The 18,146-nt window shown below is 65.0% G+C and carries 18 protein-coding genes and 1 pseudogene; 13 read left to right on the top strand and 6 right to left on the bottom strand.

The window, feature by feature from the left end; genetic code table 11:
• Positions 1 to 12: 12 nt before the first annotated feature.
• Complete coding sequence (locus tag ACQP1T_RS29820; RefSeq protein ID WP_433756357.1) at positions 13 to 975, top strand: EamA family transporter; 963 nt, start codon at positions 13 to 15, stop codon at positions 973 to 975.
• A 192-nt stretch (positions 976 to 1,167) separates the two neighbouring features.
• On the opposite strand, the gene ACQP1T_RS29815 is transcribed toward ACQP1T_RS29820, so the two are convergent.
• Complete coding sequence (locus tag ACQP1T_RS29815; protein ID WP_433756356.1) at positions 1,168 to 2,061, bottom strand: LysR family transcriptional regulator ArgP; 894 nt, start codon at positions 2,059 to 2,061, stop codon at positions 1,168 to 1,170.
• Positions 2,062 to 2,126: 65 nt separating this feature from the next.
• Here ACQP1T_RS29815 and ACQP1T_RS29810 point away from each other — a divergent pair, with 65 nt between their 5' ends.
• The 5 genes from ACQP1T_RS29810 (at position 2,127) to ACQP1T_RS29790 (ending at position 7,548) form a co-directional block, all read left to right on the top strand.
• Positions 2,127 to 2,756, top strand: a complete 630-nt coding sequence (locus tag ACQP1T_RS29810; RefSeq protein WP_433756355.1) for a LysE/ArgO family amino acid transporter — start codon at positions 2,127 to 2,129, stop codon at positions 2,754 to 2,756.
• 90 nt (positions 2,757 to 2,846) lie between these two features.
• Positions 2,847 to 3,656 (top strand): hypothetical protein, encoded by an 810-nt coding sequence (locus ACQP1T_RS29805; protein ID WP_433756354.1) that lies wholly within the window; start codon positions 2,847 to 2,849, stop codon positions 3,654 to 3,656.
• 40 nt (positions 3,657 to 3,696) lie between these two features.
• Positions 3,697 to 4,497, top strand: coding sequence for an N-acetylmuramoyl-L-alanine amidase (locus tag ACQP1T_RS29800; protein ID WP_433756353.1), 801 nt, complete (start codon positions 3,697 to 3,699; stop codon positions 4,495 to 4,497).
• A 106-nt stretch (positions 4,498 to 4,603) separates the two neighbouring features.
• Complete coding sequence (locus ACQP1T_RS29795; RefSeq protein WP_433756352.1) at positions 4,604 to 6,871, top strand: MMPL family transporter; 2,268 nt, start codon at positions 4,604 to 4,606, stop codon at positions 6,869 to 6,871.
• Positions 6,868 to 7,548 carry a TetR/AcrR family transcriptional regulator gene (locus ACQP1T_RS29790; protein WP_433756351.1) on the top strand — a complete coding sequence of 227 codons (681 nt, stop codon included), beginning with the start codon at positions 6,868 to 6,870 and terminating at the stop codon, positions 7,546 to 7,548. The genes ACQP1T_RS29795 and ACQP1T_RS29790 overlap by 4 nt, the downstream gene beginning before the upstream one ends.
• A 26-nt stretch (positions 7,549 to 7,574) precedes the next feature.
• Here ACQP1T_RS29790 and ACQP1T_RS29785 read toward each other — a convergent pair.
• Both ACQP1T_RS29785 and ACQP1T_RS29780 read right to left on the bottom strand, forming a co-directional pair.
• Positions 7,575 to 7,895, bottom strand: a pseudogene (locus ACQP1T_RS29785) (anthrone oxygenase family protein); the annotation flags it as partial.
• A gap of 94 nt (positions 7,896 to 7,989) precedes the next feature.
• The gene (locus ACQP1T_RS29780) at positions 7,990 to 8,844 is read right to left on the bottom strand and encodes an SDR family oxidoreductase (protein WP_433756350.1); all 855 of its coding nucleotides are present in this window, start codon (positions 8,842 to 8,844) and stop codon (positions 7,990 to 7,992) included.
• Positions 8,845 to 9,237: 393 nt separating this feature from the next.
• Here ACQP1T_RS29780 and ACQP1T_RS29775 point away from each other — a divergent pair, with 393 nt between their 5' ends.
• Both ACQP1T_RS29775 and ACQP1T_RS29770 read left to right on the top strand, forming a co-directional pair.
• Positions 9,238 to 9,468, top strand: a complete 231-nt coding sequence (locus tag ACQP1T_RS29775; RefSeq protein WP_433756349.1) for a CopG family transcriptional regulator — start codon at positions 9,238 to 9,240, stop codon at positions 9,466 to 9,468.
• A complete protein-coding gene (locus ACQP1T_RS29770; protein ID WP_433756348.1) occupies positions 9,465 to 9,908 on the top strand; it encodes a PIN domain-containing protein in 444 nt (147 codons plus the stop codon). Before ACQP1T_RS29775 ends, ACQP1T_RS29770 begins: the two co-directional genes overlap by 4 nt.
• A gap of 260 nt (positions 9,909 to 10,168) precedes the next feature.
• Here ACQP1T_RS29770 and ACQP1T_RS29765 read toward each other — a convergent pair whose 3' ends face one another.
• Positions 10,169 to 10,912: a glucose 1-dehydrogenase gene (locus ACQP1T_RS29765; RefSeq protein ID WP_433756347.1), complete on the bottom strand. Its 744-nt coding sequence runs from the start codon at positions 10,910 to 10,912 to the stop codon at positions 10,169 to 10,171.
• Between the two features lie 112 nt (positions 10,913 to 11,024).
• Here ACQP1T_RS29765 and ACQP1T_RS29760 point away from each other — a divergent pair, with 112 nt between their 5' ends.
• Positions 11,025 to 11,168, top strand: a complete 144-nt coding sequence (locus ACQP1T_RS29760) for a hypothetical protein (RefSeq protein ID WP_433756346.1) — start codon at positions 11,025 to 11,027, stop codon at positions 11,166 to 11,168.
• Between the two features lie 61 nt (positions 11,169 to 11,229).
• Positions 11,230 to 12,135, top strand: coding sequence for an alpha/beta fold hydrolase (locus ACQP1T_RS29755; protein ID WP_433756345.1), 906 nt, complete (start codon positions 11,230 to 11,232; stop codon positions 12,133 to 12,135).
• A gap of 54 nt (positions 12,136 to 12,189) precedes the next feature.
• Here ACQP1T_RS29755 and ACQP1T_RS29750 read toward each other — a convergent pair whose 3' ends face one another.
• Positions 12,190 to 13,587 carry a WS/DGAT/MGAT family O-acyltransferase gene (locus tag ACQP1T_RS29750; protein ID WP_433756344.1) on the bottom strand — a complete coding sequence of 466 codons (1,398 nt, stop codon included), beginning with the start codon at positions 13,585 to 13,587 and terminating at the stop codon, positions 12,190 to 12,192.
• Positions 13,588 to 13,817: 230 nt separating this feature from the next.
• On the opposite strand from ACQP1T_RS29750, the gene ACQP1T_RS29745 reads away from it, so the two are divergent.
• Genes ACQP1T_RS29745 through ACQP1T_RS29735 form a run of 3 tightly spaced genes read left to right on the top strand, consistent with a single transcriptional unit; the run spans position 13,818 to position 17,618 of the window.
• The gene (locus ACQP1T_RS29745; RefSeq protein ID WP_433756343.1) at positions 13,818 to 14,720 is read left to right on the top strand and encodes a metal-dependent hydrolase; all 903 of its coding nucleotides are present in this window, start codon (positions 13,818 to 13,820) and stop codon (positions 14,718 to 14,720) included.
• A gap of 11 nt (positions 14,721 to 14,731) precedes the next feature.
• Positions 14,732 to 15,823: a PDR/VanB family oxidoreductase gene (locus ACQP1T_RS29740; RefSeq protein WP_433756342.1), complete on the top strand. Its 1,092-nt coding sequence runs from the start codon at positions 14,732 to 14,734 to the stop codon at positions 15,821 to 15,823.
• Between the two features lie 25 nt (positions 15,824 to 15,848).
• On the top strand, positions 15,849 to 17,618 hold the full coding sequence (locus tag ACQP1T_RS29735) for an SDR family oxidoreductase (protein ID WP_433756341.1): 1,770 nt from the start codon (positions 15,849 to 15,851) through the stop codon (positions 17,616 to 17,618).
• On the opposite strand, the gene ACQP1T_RS29730 is transcribed toward ACQP1T_RS29735, so the two are convergent.
• Positions 17,611 to 18,126 (bottom strand): hypothetical protein, encoded by a 516-nt coding sequence (locus ACQP1T_RS29730; protein ID WP_433756340.1) that lies wholly within the window; start codon positions 18,124 to 18,126, stop codon positions 17,611 to 17,613. The two genes, ACQP1T_RS29735 and ACQP1T_RS29730, sit on opposite strands and share 8 nt — an antisense overlap.
• Between the last annotated feature and the right edge of the window lie 20 nt (positions 18,127 to 18,146).

Here is an 18,146-nt window from a genome sequence, read left to right as displayed (position 1 = left end):
GCGTCATGAGTCATGGTTACGATGACTGATGACAGCACTGTGCGGCGGCTGCGAGTGGGACTGCTCTGCGCGGTGGTGTCCGCGTCCTCGTTCGGGCTATCGGGTTCACTGGCGCGCGGCTTGATGAATGCGGGCTGGAGCTCCGCGTCCGTCGTGGCGGTCCGCGTGCTGGTCGCCGCGGCGGTACTGCTGCCGATCGCGTTGGTGCAGCTCCATGGTGACTGGGATCTGTTGCGCCGCAACGTATCTCTGATCACCGCGTACGGAATGCTCGCCGTTGCCGGGACCCAACTCGCCTACTTCAACGCCGTCGCCCACATGCAAGTCGGCGTTGCGCTGCTCATCGAATACACCGCGCCGGTCGCCGTGGTCGGCTGGCTATGGCTGCGTCAGAGTCAACGGCCCAGTGCGGCAACGGTTCTCGGTGCGCTACTCGGCATGACGGGCCTGATCCTGGTCATCGATCTGCGCTCCGGCCTGGCCGCCAGCGGCATCGGCATCGCGTGGGCACTCGCCGCCATGATCGGAGCCTCCGCCTACTTCCTGCTCTCCGCCCACGGCGACGGCACGCTGCCGGGCACCGTACTCGCCGCCGGTGGCCTCCTCCTCGGCGGACTCGCCCTCCTCGTTGCGGGCGCAATCGGCATCGTGCCCCTGCACGCCACCACCAATCCCGTTGTCTTCCAACACCTCACCGTCTCGTGGTGGCCGCCCGTCCTCGCGCTCGGCACAATCACCGCCGCGTTGGCCTACGTCTCCGGCATCGCCGCCACCCGCCTCTTGGGTTCCCGCCTCGCCTCTTTCGTCGCCCTCTTCGAAGTCCTGGCCGCCTTGGCCTTCGCCTGGGTCCTACTCGGCGAATCCCCTCGCCCCCTCCAACTACTCGGCGGCACCCTGATCCTCATAGGAGTAATCACCGTCCGCCAGGGCGAAACCGCCCCCGCGCAAGCCGAGAATGCTGAACCCGGTAGATAGGAAGCGATCCAGGCGGTGTAGCTCCCACCCGATTGTGACTGTGAAGGGGAGTGTTCCGAATTCACCCCCTGGCTGAGATCGGCGTGGCAGGTTCGGGGTGCGACGGATGGGGATGGGGATGGGGATGACTGAAACTGATTCGACGGCAACGATTTCTACCTCGGCGGTTTTCGACGTACGGCGGCCCGCAAGTCACCGCCGTAGGCCAACTGACAGCGCCTCAGCCGCGGCAGCCGCGATAGCACCGGCAACGCCACTGAGCGCCGGCGAATCGACCTTCCACTGCTGCCAAAATAGCGGCACATCGATATAGGAATCCCCATCGATGCGCACGAGGCCGCGACCACCCCGAATCTGCAGATCCGGCAGCATCCCCCACCCCAGCCCGATCCGAATCGCCTCCGCGAATCCGGCCGACGACGGCACATAATGCCGCGGCGGATCCACCGGCTTTCCACACCGCCGCCGCAGTTGCCGATCCTGCAGATCGTCCTTGCGGTCGAAAAGTACAACCGGCGCAACGGAATACGCCTCGGCCGTCGGCCCGTCCGCGAACCAGGTCCGCGTGAACCGCGGATTCGCCATGGGCCGATATCGCATGGCGCCGAGCCGCTCCACCCGACACCCCTGCACCGCCGAGGAGGTGGCGGTAATGGCCGCCATCACCGTCCCGTCGCGCAGCAATCGAGTCGTATGCTCCTCGTCCTCGCGATGTATCTCGAAACACACCCCGGCGGGTGCCTGCCGCAACGCGGGCATCACCCACGTTTCCAGCGAGTCGGCATTGACCGCGATCGGTACCCGGATCGGCCGATCCGCGGGTCGATCGGCATCGCCGAGTTCGCGTGCGGCATCTCCGGCGAGCAGTTCGACCTGTCGCGCCAGACGCAGCACCGCGAGCCCGGATTCGGTGGGCCGCACCGGTTTTGTGCGTTGCAGGAGTATGCGACCGGCGGCATCCTCGAGTGCCTTGATGCGTTGACTGACCGCCGACGGTGTCACGCGGAGACTGCGCGCGGCCGCGTCGAAGGTGCCCTCGGTGACCGCCGCATTGAGCGCACGGAGCTGATCGAGCTGCAGGTCCATTAAGAAATCTTAAAGCTACTTCAGAATCTTTAGCTGGTCTGGTCAGCGCTGCGGATCTAGCGTCGATGCATGTGACGGCATCATCGGCGGCCCTTGCGGCCATTTCGGGACTCGGCTTCGGACTCTCCTTGATCGTGGCGATCGGCGCGCAGAACGCCTTCGTCCTGCGACAAGGTCTGCGCGGCCAGCATGTGCTCGCGGTGGTCGCGGTGTGCACCGTGTCGGACATCGTGCTGATCGCGGCGGGAGTCGGCGGGTTGGGTGTCGTGGTCGAATCGGCACCCGTGCTGCTGACGGTGGTCCGCTACGGCGGAGCCGCATTTCTACTCGGCTACGGCATTCTCGCCGCCCGCCGCGCCTTCGCGGCATCGAGCCTGACCGCCGATTCCACCGGCGCCACCGTCGCACTGGGCGCGACCGTCCTCACCTGCCTGGCCCTGACCTGGCTCAATCCGCACGTCTACCTCGACACGGTGCTGCTGCTCGGCTCCTTCGCCAATACCTACACCAGCCCGGATCGCTGGTTCCTCGGTGCGGGCGCGATGGTCGCCAGCATCATCTGGTTCACCTCGCTCGGCTACGGCGCCCGCAAACTCGGTCCGCTGTTCGCCCGCCCGACCGCATGGCGCGTACTCGATTCGGTGATCGCGGCCGTGATGTTCGGCCTTGCGCTGGGCTTATTGCTCACCGGCTAAGCTGGCGGAACCTGCAACGCCGGGGGATCGGCTCGCGATCAGTACGTGATGGGTGGGGGTCGCCGCCCCGGCGGGAGAGGTGGGCAGGCAGTGAATTATCCGTACGGTGACGGGGAGCAGCCGCGGCAGGATCCGGCGCCGTGGGGACAGCCCGTGGACTATCCGGCGCAGCAGGGCTGGAGTCGGACCGGCTACCCGATGGGATATCCGAGCGCGCCCACGCCGAGCCCGCCACCGAAATCGAAGACCGGTGTGATCGTCGCGGTGGCGCTCGGGTTGGTCGCGATGCTCGCCGTGGTCGGCGTCGGTCTGGTCGTCATTACCGGACGCGATAAGGACAAATCGCAGGCATCGAACGCCACGGCCACCGTTGTCCCGGCGACGAGCACGCCGCGTACCAGCACTCCGCGAACGACCACGACAACGCCGCCCACGGGCCAGCCGTCCTCGGGCAAGCTCACCTACAACGACTTCGCCGGCGACTGGAACTTCAAATTCGACAGCGTCGAACTGCACGCCGACTGGATCGAGGGCCGCGACCACGCCAACTGCCGCGACTTCGAGATCAACGGCACGCTCACCGGCTTGGGCTGCCAGTACGCCGCCGAAATGGTGTACCGGGCCGAGGGCGGCGGGCTGAAGATCACCCAATTCGTCCTCGCGATGTCGACCGAGGGCCAGGCCACGGCCGCGCTCGGCAAGTTCACCGATGCGGACCTGCACCTGCGACCGGGCACCTACATCGACAATTTCGTCACCGGCAAATGGCGCGACGGGACCGAGAAGGAATTCGTCGTGGTCACGGTGGCCACCGCCAATTCGGCAGTCGCCGCGGACACGGTCAAGAAGTATCTGCAGTACCGGCACGCGGATACGCTCGGCGCGCTGGCCTTCCGCTAGTCGGATGAAGGGGCCGCAAGCCTGTGGCAGTGTCGGTGTCATGCGATTGCGAAGCTGGAAGACCACCGCCGCGATCTGCGCGTGGGGCATGTTGCTCGGCGGATGCGCGCACGACTCATCCGGTTCGTCGGTGCGCACCACGACGCCGCAGCCGAGCGACGAACCGTCGACGAACCCGCCGAATTTCATCGCCGATGACCGCGTCGTCGTCATCGACCCCGGACACAATGGCGGCAATGCCGCCCAGCCCGGCGAGATCAACCGTCAGGTGCCCGACGGTCGCGGAAAAACCAAGGCGTGCAACACAACCGGCACATCGGCCAGCGATGGCTACGCCGAGCACGAATTCACCTGGGACGTCGCCATCCGTGTCCGGGATGCCTTGGCCGCCCGCGGAATTCGCGTCGTGCTGACCCGCGACGACGATGCGGGCGTCGGCCCCTGCGTCGATGAACGCGCTGCCATCGGAAACCGCAGCGGCGCAGCGGCTGTCGTTTCGATCCATGCCGACGGCGCGGACGCGGGCGCGCACGGTTTCCACGTCGCGTACTCCTCGCCGCCACTGAACCCGGCTCAGGGTGAGCCGTCACAGCGACTGGCAACGACATTGCGCGACACCATGATCGGGTCCGGCTTCGTTCCATCGACCTATGTCGGCTCCGATGGCATGAACCCGCGCGCGGATCTGGCGGGTCTCAATCTGTCCGAACGCCCGGTCGCGCTCGTCGAATGCGGAAATATGCGCGATCCGGGTGACGCGGCGCTGATCGAATCGCCTGATGGGCGGGCGAGGTATGCCGACGCCATCGCCGATGCGATCGCCGCGTTCCTGGGTAGGTAGGGTGATCTGGATCACTATTTGTTAGCTGTGCACCTCTACCTCCCTTGAGTTAACGGCGTTACGCTAACGTTGTTAACTGAAGGCAGTCGAACCAGGGGAGTCGCTCATGCTGGTACGGATAGCACATCTGACCACCAGGCATCCGAAGACGATTCTGCTCGCCGCCGCACTGTTGGCCATACTCTGCGGTGCATTCGGCGCCTCGGCGATGTCGCATATGAAGACCGGCGGTTTCACCCCGGACGACGCCGAATCGTCGCAGGTGACCAGGCTGGTCGCGGATAACTTCGGCGGCGCGGAACCCAACCTCATCCTGCTGGTGCGTGATGAGTCCGGCGCGGACAGTCCGGCTGCCAAGGCCGCGGGCGCGAAGGTGGTCGACACGTTGCGCTCGCGCGGCGATGTGATCGGCATCCAGTCCTATTGGAACGCTCCGCCGTCAATGTCGTCCGCATTGCGCAGCAAGGACGGTAAGAGCGCGCTGGTGCTCGGCTATATCACCGGCGAGGAATCTGTGGCCCAGAAGGCCGCGGGTGCGATCGCCGAAGATCTCACCGGAACCGATGACGGCGTCAGCATCTATCAGGGCGGGCTCAGCTCCCTCTACCACGACTCGAACGAGCAGATCACCCACGATCTCGCGGTCGCCGAGAGCGTGGCCATCCCGCTGTCGTTCATCGTGCTGATCCTGGTATTCGGCAGTCTGGTCGCGGCCTTCCTGCCGCTTGCCGTCGGCATGTTCGCGATTTTGACCACCCTGGCGATCCTGCGCACACTCACGGTCTTCACCGATGTGTCGATCTACGCGCTGAATTTGACCACGGCAATGGGCCTCGCGCTCGCGATCGACTACAGCCTGTTCATTGTCAGCCGATATCGTGAGGAACTCGGCAATGGACTCGATGTCGAGGCGGCCGTGGTGCGCGCGGTGCAGACCGCGGGACGCACGGTGCTGTATTCGGCGTTGACCGTCGCGCTCTCGGTGGCCGCGCTGGCCGTGTTCAATCTGTACTTCCTGAAATCCTTTGCCTACGCGGGCGTCGCGGTGGTCGCCGCGGCCGCCGCCGCATCGATCCTGATCCTGCCCGCGGTGCTGATGCTGCTCGGACATCGGGTGAACGCATTGGATCTGCGAAAGCCGTTGGGGCGCTTGCTCGGTCGTGACCTGCACGCGGAGCGGGCAGCCGAGCAGAGCTTCTGGTACCGCACGGTGCAGTGGGTGATGCGCCATGCCGCACCGGTCGCCATCGCGATCATCGTGCTGATGCTGGCGGTCGGATCCCCGTTCCTCGGCGTGAAATTCGGTTATCCGGACGATCGAGTGCTCAATGCGGGCGCTTCCTCCACTAGCCGCACGGTCGGCGACGCACTCCGCTCGGACTTCCAATCCAATGCCGCGACCAATGTCACCGTGGTACTCGACGACTACCACGGAAATCCGGCCGCAATCGGCGATTACGCCGCCGCGCTTTCGAAGGTCGACGGCGTGTCCGGAGTGCTCTCGGGTGTCGGTCTGTACACCGGAGGACTGAAGGCGGCGGCGGCCGGATCGCCGCAGATGACCAACGGCACCGGCGCATTCCTCACTGTCGCGACAACGGTCGATCCCTTCACCACCGCGGGTAAGACCCAACTCGACCGGCTCCGCGATGTCCCGAGCCCGGGACCGGTACTCTTCGGCGGCAGCGCCGCGATAAACCGCGACTCCCTCGACGCGCTGGGTGCGCGACTTCCGCTGGCCGGTGCGCTGATCGCGCTCGCCGCCTTCGTGGTGCTGTTCCTTTTCACCGGTAGTGTGCTGCTGCCGCTGAAAGCCCTTGCCCTCAATACGCTTTCGTTGACCGCGGCGTTCGGTGCGATGGTCTGGATCTTCCAGAACGGGCATTTGTCCAGCGTTTTCGGTAATGACGCGACCGGATATCTGGTCCCGACCATGCCGATCCTGATGTTCTGCCTCGCCTTCGGAATGTCCATGGACTACGAGGTATTCCTGCTCTCGCGCATTCGCGAGGAGTGGGTGGCCTCGGGGCGCACCGCCGCGGACAACACTCGCGCGGTCGCACTCGGTGTCGCGCGCACGGGCCGAATCTTCACCGCTGCCGCGCTTTTGATGGCCATCGTGATGGCCGCAATGGTCACCTCGAAGGTATCGTTCATCCAGATGACGGGCCTGGGGCTGACTTTGACGGTGCTCGCGGACGCTACGCTGATCCGCGGCCTGCTCGCGCCCGCACTCATGCGGTTGCTCGGCACCCTGAACTGGTGGGCCCCCGCGCCGCTCGCAAGGCTGCATGCCAAGATCGGCTTGACCGAGGGCGAAACCTCGCCGGGCACAACCGAATCCGATAAACACCAGCTAGCCGGACGACCGTGAATTTTACTCCGAGACAGCGTTCGGCACGTGGCTCCGGTGCGGAGCTGCGTGCCGAAATCCTTGATGCCACAAAGAAACTGCTTGCCCGTAGCGGGCATGTCGATGCGGTATCGATCCGGCAGATCGCCAAGATCGTCGGTGTCACCCCGCCGTCGATATACCGCCATTTCGCGGACAAGGACCAGCTGATCGAGTCGGTGGTGGCCCAGGTATTCGAGGACCTGAACGCGGAAATGCTGGCCGCATCCGATCCGAACGAGTCGCCGATGGAGCGGCTGCGTCAGCAGGGGCTGGCCTATGTCCGCTTCGCCAGGCAGCATCCCGAGCAGTACCGCCTGGCCATGACGCCCGGTGAGACGGCGGGCGCGGTCGACCAGGTGCTGACCAGCAGTGCCTTCGCCCATTTCGCGGCGACCGTCACCGAATGCATGAACCTCGGCGTGATCACGCCCGGCGACCCGGTGCCGGTCGTCTTGGAGCTGTGGACGAGCGCGCACGGCATCGCCTCGCTGCTGATCGCGAAACCCTATTTGCCGTGGGGCGATGTGGAGGCCTTCACCGATCGGGTAATGCGCTCGATCTGCGTCGGTCGGGTTGTCATCGACAACGTGCTCGGTGCGGATGTGTCCGCCGATGCCCTCGCCCAGTGGGCGGCGGAGAACCGTCGGGTGTCCTGAGCCGCGCACAGCGCCGCGAACGCGAGGGTGGCGGCTACCGTTCGCACCGCATGGGAGAGCTGCCATCGGTCGCGCACGGTCGCCCAGTCATCGGGTGGCATGGTGACGAGCCAATCGCGTTGGTCGGCATTGATCGGCAGGTTGATGATGATCGTCAGGATCAGCACGCCCGCGAGCAGGGCGAACGCAATGATCGGGAGCCAGCGACCTCGGTCGCGGAAGCGGATCGCGATGATGAGGACGGTCGCGACCAGAGCGGGTAATAGGGTGACGCTGGCAAGGACATCGAGCCATTCCAGTTCGATCTGCCTGACCTGGGTATAGACGGCGGCGGTGGCATCTCGCATCGAAAGTTCGAGGACGAGTACGGCGATCAGGAATCCGGCGAAGATCCCGCTGAATATCTGAGCGGCGAAATGGGCGACTGTGCGCATGGCTCGCTCAATTCCGGAAGGCGGCAGCGTGATCGGCGGCCCACTCGGCGAAAGTTCTTGTGCGGCCGAGTATTTTCTCGACGCCGTTGGTGACGGGTGCGGGTTGGCCGACGCCATCGGCGTACCGGGTCAGCAGGGCGTCCACGAAATCCTCGGGAAAGCCGCGCGCCACCATGCCTTGCCGCACCACTGCGGCGGGGACTTCCTCGTAGCGCAACGTCCTACCGACGACCTCGCCGATGATCCGAACCATATCGGTGTGCGTAAGTGATTGGGGCCCGGTCAGTTCCACCCGTCGGCCAAGCAGCTCATCGGTCAGGAAGGCATGCGCCGCGACCGCCGCGATATCGCCCTCGTGCAGCGGACTCTCGGCGAATTCGGCATAGGGTCCGCGCACCACATCACCCGCGCGAATCTGGGCATTCCATCCGCTCTGCACTACATTGATCGCAAAGCTGCTGGCGCGCAGGCTCACCCACTCCAGACCACTGTCGACCACCGCGCTCTCGGCCTCCCTGTTCCGATCGCCGCGGAAGCGTGACGGCTGTGCGCCGAGCGGGTCGTCGATATTGATGGCCGAGAGGGCGACAAGTCGGCGCACGCCACGCTTACCAGCCAGTTCCGCGAATTCGAAGGCCGCATCACCCACGGCACGCGGATGCAGGAATGCCGCGGACGCACCGTCGAGAGCATCGGCGAGGGTGTCCGGCCAGGCAGGATCACCGCCCACCACCTCGACACCGGCGGGCAGCGCGGCACTTTCGGGGGACCGGGTGACGGCTCGTACCTGAACCCCTTGTGCGGCAAGCAGTTCGACGAGCGGACGGCCGACGGTTCCGGTGGCTCCGGTGACAAGGATCATGACATCTCCATCTATTCGAGAATCATATCGTATGAGTCTCATATTAAATTAGGTGGAGTGTTGTGCGGTATGACTTCCGTAACATCTGGTTGGTGGCGACCGTCCGGCGGGATCGGCGCTGCCGCCGGTTGCATGGCTGGACGCCGGGGGTAGTCGAGCTGCTGAGCGCGGAATCTGCGCAAGTTCATCGAACTGGATCTGCGCACGATTAGCGGCGGGCCGGCCGGGCGACCGGTTCGCCCGGACCCGTTTGCCTCTACCAACGATCTTCCACGGCCTCGCGCTTGCGTCGGGTGACGCGGCGAATTGGTGGTCCTGCGTAGTGCCGCCTCGCGCCGCGCGATCCGGCTGCACGGATGCGCGGACAGTACCCTACGTTGTACCCTACATGCTATGAAGACCAAGACCAGCGTGTATCTCGAAGCTGAGCAGGCTGCGCGTCTCAAGAAGGCAGCGGAGGAGTCCGGGCGATCGGAAGCCGACCTGATCCGGGAGGGAATCGCCCTCGTGCTGCTCCGCGCGCACCAGGTGCGCCGCAGTCGGCCATGGCCATCGTTCGACTCCGGTGATCCGAACTTCGCCGCCGACAGTGCAGAACTGCTCGGCGAGGCCTACGGGAAGTGAGCTTCTTCATCGCCGACACCTCGGCCATCATCGCCGCCTACGATCGTGCCGCCGAGTTGCACACCCGCGCAAGAGATTTCCTGGCCACCTCGGTGGCCGTCGTATCACCGCTGGTGCTCGACGAGATCGATCATCTGCTGATCGCGAGGTTCGGCAAGGACCGTCGTATCGCCGATCTCGTCCTCGACGACCTGCTCACCTCGGCCGAGGAGGGCGCGGTACTCGTTCCGGCGGTCGACCATGATGATCTGCGAGTAGCGCAGAAGATCATCGAACAGTATCGAGGGCTCCGCCTGGACCTCGCCGACGCTGTCAATGTGGTACTCGCCGAGCGCTACCTCACCAACGACCTCCTTACGGTGGACGAGAAGGACTTTCGTGCCCTCAGACCACTAACGCCCGCCCATCGGTCCTTTCGGTTACTTCTCCAGGATGAATGAAGCCCACAGCTATCTGGGCTCTCAACCGGCTGCGTGCCGTTTGTGCGGGATGGCCTTCCGTCAACCACACTGCAACGGCCCCGCCTCGACGTCATGGTTTCGTCGCGCGGGACCGCTTTGTGGTGTTCGGATCTGCCTAGCTCAGGCGGGGCGGTTGAACTCCGTCGGTGACGCCGTCGAGCCATGCCACCTCGGCACAGTCGGTCTGGCCGCCACTGTGGCTGCGCCACCGGTCCGCCGCGGGTCGCTGTTGCCTGCGATCAGGAGAACGTCTTGTGTGGCACTCCTACGGTCAGGCCGCCATCGATGACGAATTCCGCCCCGGTTGAATAGGACGATTCGTCGCTGGCCAGATAGGTCACCAGGGCGGATACCTCGGAGGGATCGGCGGCGCGCCCGAGTGGGATCTGCAAAAAGTCCTCCGGAATGCCCTCGGTCATCGGGGTGCGGATCAGCCCCGGATGTATCGAATTCACTCGAATTCCGTACTGCGCCAACTCGAGTGCGGTCGATTTGGTGAGTCCGCGGACCGCGAATTTGGTTGCGGTGTACCCGTGCAGGCCGGGGCTGCCGCGCATACCTTCGACCGAGGAAATATTGACGACCGACCCGCCGCCCGCCTCGATCATCGCCGGTGTGGCGGCCTGCATGCCGAGGAAGGTACCGGTCAGATTGATATCGATGATCTTCTGCCACTCGGACAATTCGAAGTCGACGAGCAGGTTGCCATTGACGATCCCGGCATTGTTCACCAGGACATTCAGCGCACCGAAGCGCTGCACGGCCTCGGCGACCGCATCCTGCCACTGTTGCTTTTCGCGCACGTCGAGGTGGACGTAGGCGGCATTGTCGCCGATTTCCTTGGCCAGTGCCGCGCCCTCCTCGTCGAGGATATCGCCGAGCACCACCCGCGCGTCCTCGGCCGCCAGTGCCCGCGCGTGCGCGGCGCCCATGCCCCGTGCCCCGCCACTGATCAGTGCCACCTTGCCGGTCAACCGCCCCATCGCGGCCTCCTCTCGATCCCGTCGACTTGTTGAAACACGTTACAGATAGTTGCCGGTCGAATCTCGCCTCGGTATCGACCAGTGGAACTCGGCACGACTGTGCGATCTATGAGTGAGCCGACCGTCTTCAGCATGGAATCACTGGGTATCGCAGCGGGTGCGGATCTCGGCGTGCGTCATCCAGGCGACCATCGAACGCGAGGGCGGCGATAAGCCCGCCTGCATCGCCGAATACATCGTCCGCGCTCTCGCTTGAACCGGTCCTATGGCATCATCGATGTAGAACGTGTTCTAGTAGGACCGTGAGGAGGCTGGTGATGACGAATCCGAATCCCGCGGTGGTGGCCCTGCGACGGTTCTCCCGGCGTTCGGGGGTGCCCGATATCGCGGAGGTGCCCGGCGGACGGCTCGTCGAGCTGCCGGGGCGCGGGCGCACCTACGTCGTCGATATTCCGGGCCCCGAGGGCGCACCGACCCTGATCCTGCTGCATGCCACCGCCTGCACGGGCTACCTGACCTGGTTCCCGGCGCTCGACGCGCTGGCGAAGAATTATCGAGTGATCGTGTTCGATCAGCGCTGGCACGGCCGTGGCATCCGATCGGAGCGGTTCTCGGTGCAGGACTGTGCCGACGATGTCGTCGCGGTGGCGGACGCACTGGGCGTCGAGCAGGCGATCCTTGCCGGGTACTCCCTCGGCGGCGTGGTGGCATTGCTTGCCGCACACCGGCATTCGGATCGGGTGAGTGGCCTGGTGCTGTGCGCGACACCGTATCGGTTCCAGGAGAAGTTGCGCGAGCGCGCATTTCACCTCGCCTTCGGCACATTGGCCGGAGCCATCGGCCCCTATTCGTACCGTCGTGCCGCGGAGTTTGTGGGTCGGCTACCGGAATTGCCGGAGTACACCTGGGCCCCGGGACAGCTGAATCGCTGGGCGCTCACCGAATTTCGCAGCAGCAGCGGTTGGGCCATGGCTCAGGTCATCGCCGAGGTCGGCCGATTCGATGCGACCGCTTGGCTTTCCACGCTGCGGATGCCGACCGCCGTCGTGATCACGACGCGGGACCGTGCGATTCCCGTCTATCGGCAATTGGAGATGGCGACCATGATTCCCAGTGCGAGCATTCATCTGGTCAAGGCAGGTCACGCATCCTGTGTGCTCGAGGCCGACCGCTTCGTGCCGGTATTGCTGGATGCCTGCGCCGCCGTTGCCGCAAGGCAGTAAGACTTCGAATGCGGCCCTGTCCGGCGGCGATGGCGAACAGGGCAGCGGTGGGCATTAGCCCAGATCGCGTGCCGCGGTCAGCAATTCATCGACAACGTCGGGGACCGCATCGGCGATCGCTTGCAGATCGGGTACCAGCTCCCGGCAGGCGATGAACCCGAAGTCCAGGTCACCGTTATTGGACAGCACGGTGACGGTCAGTCCCGCGCCGTGGAAAACCGGCCCGAACGGATACATGGCCTCGACCTGAAGGCCGAGGAAATACAACGGCATCGGTGGGCCCGGCACATTCGACACCACCAGGTTGTGTACCACCGGATGCAGCTCGGCCAGTTTCAGCGAGGAGTAGACGCGCGCGGCCAGCTGAAAAGTGTTCGGCGGAGCGTACTTCGACCAGTCCATCAAGAAATCCGCGCCGACGAATTCATGTTCCTGCTTGGCCTCGCGGTTGGCCTCGGCCACCTGCCGCAGTCGCTCCACCGGATCGGCGATATCGGTGCCGAGCTGGGAGAACAGCGTGGAGACCTTATTGATGCCCGCGGTGTGCCGGGAAGCATCGTGCACCGACACCGGCACCGAGGCGATCAGGGATTTGTCCGGCAGCTCGTCGTGCTTCTCCAGATAGGTGCGCAGCACGCCCGCCACGATGGTGAGGACGACATCGTTGATTTTCACATCGAATGCGGCCTTGATTTCCTTGATCGCGGCGAGCTCGGTCTCGGCACAGGCCACCACACGATCCGGGCTGATCGCGCCGTTGAACGGCGTTCGTGGTGCGGTCAACGGTAAGGCCATGCCCGCCTGGCTGTTTCGGCGTCGCTGCGCGAAACCGGCAACCATGCCAAGGGTTTTCGGCACCATGCCGACCAGGCCGAGTTTGTTGGGCAGGTTCAGCACCGCCTCGGCCGCCAGCTTCAAGTCACTCGGCTGCGGCTCGGGCTGCCATTCCTCGGCCGGTTCGGGCTCGCTGAGTCCGGGCTCCAGATCGCACAGATGCATCATCATGTTGGCGCCGGTGATGCCGTCCACGGCGGCGTGGTGGTACTTGCAGATCACCGCCAGTTTGCCGTCCGCCAGGTGCTCCACCACACTCATTTCCCACAGCGGACGGCTGCGATCCATCGGCACACTGGCGATCTCGCCGACCAGGTCCGCGAGTTCCCGGCGTTCCAATGGGTGCGGCGTTTCGATGCGTCGGACGTGGTGGTCCAGGTCGAAATCCGGATCTTCAACCCAGACCGGATGGTCGAGATTGAACGGCACCTCGTGGATTCGCCGCCGCATCTGCGGGATCAGCGGCAGCCTGCGGCCGAGTTCTGCTTTGAATTTTTCGAAGGTGTAGTGCGCGCCCCCTGCGGCGGGATCCAGGATCAGCAGTGCACATACGTGCAGGTGCTGAGTCCCGGTCTCGAGATACAGGAAGCTGGCATCCAATCCGGTGAGTCGCTCCATAGCCAAAGACTACTAGAACGTGTTCTAGTTTACTGCCGGATCGCGGGGATATCGGTCACAGTGGAGCGCTCTATTGTCCAGCGGGATTTCCGGGCCGCATTCGCGCTGGTGGCGCGTGTGTGTAACTGAGGGTTTCATATACGTGTATGCTCATTGCTACGGCCATGAAGGAAGGTACGCAATGTCGCGGCTTCGGGCTGAGGCGCGGCGGGTGAGATCGAGGAGTATCGATGAAGCTACTTCGTAGGGCACAGCGGAGGTTCGACGCCGATCCCGGTGAGGTCGCCCTCAATGCGCGCAATGTGCGGTTCGACTGGGCGGATACTCCCTTGCGCTGGATGCCCGAGGAACCCATCGCCTCGCATCTGATCAATGCGTTGAACCTGTTGCTGCCCGAGGGCGAGCGAATGTTCTGCGCCGCGTATTCCGAAGCGCTGCCGCACGTCAAGGACGAGAAACTGCGCGAGGCCATGCTCGGCTTCATCGGTCAGGAATCCATGCATGCCGAGACGCACGACAAGGTGCTGCACGAAGTGCTCGCCGCCAACGGCATCGATCCGGAACCGTATGTTCGGCAGGCGGAATACCTGTTCCGCAAGTCGCTGGGGCCCAAGGATGTCGATGGTGTCGCGCAGCGGCAGGTCATGGTGGAGCGGCTGGCATTCATCGCCTGCCTGGAACATTTCTTCGCCTACCTCGGCGATTGGGTGCTCAATGCCGATTTGGAAAAGTTCGGCGCCGACCCGAGAGTTGCCGACCTGTTCCGCTGGCACGGAGCCGAGGAGGTCGAGCACCGGCATGTCGCCCACGATGTGGCCGTCTACTTCGGCGCGGGCTATGTGCGGCGAGCTGCGATCATGACGATCGTCTTCCCGATCTTCATCACACTGGTGGTGCGCGGCACCAAATTCATGGTCCACCAGGATCCCGCGCTGCCCGACCTGGGTTATCCGCGCCTGATCACGCGGGTTCTCGGCTCGATGTGGCGCGGTGCGCTGCCCGGGGTGCCCTCGCTGCTGTGGAGTGCGTTGACGACGTTCAAGCCGGGCTATAACCCGGCATCCGTCGGTTCGACCGCACAGGCGGTGGCGTACTTGGCGAAATCGCCTGCGGCCCAGGCGGTTGCGTCTTGAACTGGCGGCCGATGCCCGAGCAGCGGCCAGCCGATCTGTTCGGCAAGCGCGAGCAGGATCGGGCGGTGCGGGTACTCGACGCGGTCGCCTCGGCGCGGCTGCGGTGGACCACGATCATCAACCGCCGTGATCTGTCACCGCGCGCCGATGACCACCGACTGTCGCTGGTCGTGACCGGTCGACGCATCGAGGCGCACGACCAGGATGTGGTCAGCCTCCGGCTGGAATCTCCGGACGCGCGCGAACTTCCGCCGTGGCGACCGGGCGCGCATCTCGATCTGGAGTTGCCGTCGGGTCGGTTGCGGCAGTACTCGCTGTGCGGCGATCCGGCCGATACCCGGGCGTATCGGGTTGCGGTGCGTCGCATTCCGGATGGTGGCGGCGGCTCGGTGGAGGTGCACGACGAACTGCCGGTCGGATCGCGCATTGTGGTCCGCGGCCCGCGCAATGCGTTTCCGTTCGCGGTGCCCGGTCACGGATCGCCCGCCGCGCGTTTGCATTTCATCGCGGGCGGGATCGGGATCACACCGATTCTGCCGATGGCGCGGCTGGCGCTGCGGCTCGGGATCGACTGGTCGATGGTGTACACCGGGCGTAACCGCGACGCGATTCCGTTTCTGGACGAGGTCGCGGGATTCGGGGATCGGGTCACCGTCCGCACCGACGACGAACACGGATTGCCCGACGCCGCAACGCTACTCGCGGGGGTCGCCTCCGATACCGCTGTGTACTGCTGCGGTCCGGTGCCGATGACCACCGCCGTCGCGGACGTGGTGCGCGAAATGCCTGGCGTCGAACTGCATTCCGAGCGATTTTCGCCGCCACCGATCGTGGACGGTGTGGCATTCGAGATCGAATTCGCTTCCACCGGTGAAGTTGTCGAGGTGCCCTCGGATGAGTCGGCGCTCGCAACGATTCTGCGGAGTCGCCCGGATCGGCCGTATTCGTGTCGGCAGGGCTTCTGCCGGACCTGCAAAGTGCGGGTGCTGTCCGGTGAACCCGAGCATCGCGAGAGCGTGCTCACCGCCGCCGATCACGAGGCGGGGGACATGCTCGTCTGCGTCTCGCGTTCGCGCGGTGGGCGATTGGTATTGGACCTGTGAGTAGGAATCGCGAGGAGATACGGCAATGACGACCGACCTGGACTCGACCGCGACGCGGCGGATCGTGCGCAGCGGCGAATTCGATATCGCCGTCTTCGAATACGGCGATCCGAGCGCGGAAACCATTGTGCTGGTGCATGGTTGGCCGGATACCCACCATCTCTGGAATGCGGTGGTGCCGCTGCTGACCGAGCGCTTCCACGTCGTCACCTACGACACCCGCGGTCACGGGGAATCCACCCGCACCCGGCGTGCTCGAGACTTCCGCCTGGATGCGCTGTCCGGTGATTTCTTCGCCGTCGCCGACGCGGTCAGCCCGGATCGGCCGGTGCACGTCCTCGCGCACGACTGGGGTTCGGTCCAGGTGTGGGAGGCGGTGTGCGAACCGCGGGCAGCAGAGCGGGTCGCCTCGTTCACCTCGGTTTCCGGGCCGAACCTGGACCATCTCGCGAAGTGGGTGCGCGCCAGGCTGTCCCGGCCGACGCCGAGCAATCTGTGGCAGCCGCTCACCCAGGCGCTGTCCTCGGGATACACGGTCTTCTCCATGACGCCGGGGCTCAATCAGGTGTTCCGGCTCGTCGCGCACGAAAAACGTTGGCAGCGCATCGTTTCGATCATGAACGACACCACGCCGTCGAATATCGTTCTCGGCCCGACGTTCCGGCGCGACGCCGTCGAAGGCCTGCTCATCTACCGTGCCAATATCCTGCCGCGACTGCTCGCCCCGCGCGAGCGCCGCACCGAGGTGCCGGTGCAGTTGATCGTCGCCGGTCGCGATGTCGCGGTGCGTCCAGCGGGCTATGACGATGAGCGCAAATGGGTTTCGCGGCTGTGGCGCCGCGATGTACCCGCCGGACATTGGCTGCCGTTCTCGCATCCGGAATTGCTCGCCACCGCGACCACCGAGCTCATCGACGCGGTCAACGGCGGTGCGGCGCCGCGCGGCCTGCGTCGTGCCGAAATCGGGCGCGCCCGAAGGTCGTTCGAAGATCAGCTCGTGGTGATCACCGGTGGCGGCAGCGGCATCGGTCGCGAAACGAGCCTGGCGTTCGCCCGGCTCGGTGCGGAAATCGTGCTGTCGGACATCAATCTGGATGCGGCCAAGGAGACGGGTGAGCTGATCGCCGCGGAAGGCGGTGTTGCGCATGCTTATCAGCTCGATGTCTCCGACGAGGAAGCGGTGCACCTGCACGCGGTGGACGTACTCGCCGCGCACGGCGTACCCGACATTCTGATCAACAATGCCGGAATCGGGCAGGCCGGTGGGTTCTTCGATACGCCGTCGGCGGAGTTCGATCGGGTCATGCGGATCAATCTCGGCGGCGTGGTCAATGGCTGCCGCGCCTTCGGTCCGGCGATGGCCGAGCGCGGCCTCGGCGGGCATATCGTCAACCTGTCCAGCATGGCGGCCTACAGTCCGCAGCAGGGGTTCAGCGCATACTCCACCAGTAAGTCGGCGGTATTCATGTTCTCCGACTGCCTGCGTGCGGAACTGGCCGGGCGCGGCATTTCGGTGCACACCATCTGCCCCGGCATTGTGCACACCAATATCGTTGCCACAACAAGGTTTTCGGGTGTCAGCGCGGAGGAGGAGCAGCGCAAGCAGCAGCGGTACGACAAGCTGTACCAGGCCCGGCGCTACGGGCCGGAGAAGGTGGCGGCGCAGATCGTGCGCGCGGTCGAACGTGATCGCAGTATCGTGCCGGTCACTCCGGAGGCGCGGCTGCAGTACCAGCTCAACAAGTTTGCCCCGGCGGTGGTGCGGTTCTTCGCCGCGCGGGTGAAGCTCACCTGAGCTGCTGAGGTGTGCCTGCGAGTTCGGCCTCGATGGCCGTGACTCGCTCGGCGCCGATGCCCCACGGTTGTTCGACGCCCACCTTGCTGTCCAGATCCCACAGCACGCACGCTTCGCCGGGCTTTGCGACCATCGACCAAGCGACCACGGTGCGGCCGAGTTGTTCACCCATGGACCCGTGCGAAATACCTTTTGTCGCAACGCCTTCCGGAAAATGATGGAGGAACCTGCCGTATGCCGCAGTGCAGAACGCGGCGTACATCTCCGTGCACAGAATGAATCCGTGCCAGGCCTCATCCACCGCATGAGACGGCATACCGATGACCTGACCGTCACGCATGGCCGCGCCACAGCAGCGCAGCCACTGCCGCAGGCCGGTCTCCACCAGTTCCCGCGGCTGCCAGGGGCTGGTTTTGAAAACCGCGTCGGGAAATTCGAGTGCGGCTACCACCCGGTCGACCTCGTGCAGGTCGATTCGGCGCTGGGGACGGTTCCGTAAGAAAGCCACGATTCACTCTACGGCGAATG

This window comes from Nocardia sp. CA-135398, assembly GCF_050955845.1.
In the GTDB taxonomy this organism is placed as follows: domain Bacteria; phylum Actinomycetota; class Actinomycetes; order Mycobacteriales; family Mycobacteriaceae; genus Nocardia.
The sequence above is the reverse complement of the archived record's forward strand: the minus strand, read 5'-3'. Positions and strand labels throughout refer to the sequence as shown.